The sequence below is a fragment of the Microbacterium sp. B19 genome (assembly GCF_000333395.1).
Taxonomy (GTDB): domain Bacteria; phylum Actinomycetota; class Actinomycetes; order Actinomycetales; family Microbacteriaceae; genus Microbacterium.
The window spans coordinates 1-544 of record NZ_BADA01000447.1 but is presented as its reverse complement, the minus strand read 5'-3'; the positions used below and the strand labels follow the sequence as shown (position 1 = coordinate 544).

Here is a 544-nt window from a genome sequence, read left to right as displayed (position 1 = left end):
CGACCCCGCCGAGCCCGCCCGCCGACGGCACGGCCCCCACGCCGCCGACGCCCGGCCAGGCACCCACCCCCGGCCAGGCCCCCACCGCCGGCTCCACGCCGCCCGCGGCGAACGGGAGCTGAACGACGCCGCGCCGCGCCGACCACGTCCAGCACGTGGTCAGCGCGGTGCGGCACGATCGTTGCATGGCGACGCGAGGGAACCGAGGCCCCCGCGCCACGCCTCCGTCGAAACCGCGGGCGCGCACCACCGCGCGACCCGGCGCCCGCACCTCCGCCCGACCCGCAGCCCGGCGCCCGAAGCGCAGCCCGGCCCGCGTCCGCCAGCTCCGCCGTCGGCGCCTGACCGTCGGCATCCTGGCCGCCCTCGTCGTGGGGCTCATCGTGGCCGCCACCGTTCCGCTCGTGCACCTCGTCGCGGCGTGGAACTCCGACTGGAACGTCGCCGCGCGCAAGGCCACGGTCGACCTCGCCGGATTCGACCCCGGATTCCTCATCGACGACGGCGCTTTCTACGACGGCAACGCGATGGATGCCGACGAGAT

At 77.0% G+C, this 544-nt stretch carries 1 pseudogene; it reads left to right on the top strand.

What is annotated here, in order from left to right:
• Positions 1-185: 185 nt before the first annotated feature.
• Positions 186-544: pseudogene (locus tag I5G_RS22960) on the top strand (hypothetical protein); the annotation flags it as partial.